The 478-nt window shown below is 47.1% G+C and carries 1 protein-coding gene; it reads right to left on the reverse strand.

Annotated features, from left to right (window positions below; translation table 11 throughout):
* A partial coding sequence (locus tag HK25_RS13210; RefSeq protein ID WP_158092971.1) for a hypothetical protein occupies window positions 1–478 on the reverse strand: 478 nt, incomplete at both ends.

Raw genomic sequence — 478 nt, forward strand, 5'->3', positions numbered from 1 at the left:
ACAGTAAGGCTTCCTCTGGAAATAATGATGGGACCGGTATATTTTGTGGCTCCGGCTATCGGAGCAGCACTACTGCCTGTTCCGGTAGCAGATTCGTAGTATGTTATTCCGTCACTGCCTTTTATGGCAATCCAGTAACCGCCACTTACAATAGAAGCTCCTGATGGTGCCTCCGGATAACTGACCGTGGGATCTGTATTTGCAATGCCACTATTTTCCTTCTGGCTCCCTAAAGTCTGGCCTGCAGATGTAATCTTTAACGTCCCGCCATTTTCTACATTAACAGGACTAACAATTATAGCATTGCCTGCTGTTGCATCCAGCGTAGCGCCAGAACCAACTACAGTATTCCCTCCTACATACCCCCCGCTATTGATATAAAATGTATCACCATTTCCGTCTTGCGAATTCCCTGCAATAATAGAGTCACTAACAGATGATCCGCCGGCGTATACATGCCCGGCATCTGATACCAGAG

It is taken from the genome of Acetobacter sp. DsW_059, from assembly GCF_002153695.1.
GTDB classification, from domain to species: Bacteria; Pseudomonadota; Alphaproteobacteria; order Acetobacterales; family Acetobacteraceae; genus Acetobacter; species Acetobacter thailandicus.